We start from the raw sequence: 237 nt of genomic DNA, 5'->3' as shown, positions 1-237 counted from the left end.
ACTGAGGCTCCGGAGCAGCACGGCGTCTTGGAACTGCTTGTACCCGAAAAGCGAGAAGGGGGCGAGGAGGACGAGCCGGAGGTCCTCGTCCTCGATCAGGACCGCGAGCGCCGATAGCAGCACTTGGAGGATGACGAAGAACCCCGCCAACTGGATGAGCAGTCCGGTGCCGCCGGTGAACAGCGAGACCGCAATCAACGCCAGGATGACCACGCCGAGGAGCGGTAGCGCTGACAT

At 63.7% G+C, this 237-nt stretch carries 1 pseudogene; it reads right to left on the bottom strand.

Annotated features, from left to right (window positions below):
* A pseudogene (locus EXE45_RS20220) lies at nt 1-237 on the bottom strand (glycosyltransferase family 2 protein); the annotation flags it as partial.

The organism is Halorubrum sp. SP9, from assembly GCF_005435015.1.
Taxonomy (GTDB): domain Archaea; phylum Halobacteriota; class Halobacteria; order Halobacteriales; family Haloferacaceae; genus Halorubrum; species Halorubrum sodomense.
Note: the sequence above shows the minus strand (reverse complement) of the source record. Positions and strands in the feature narration are given on the sequence as shown.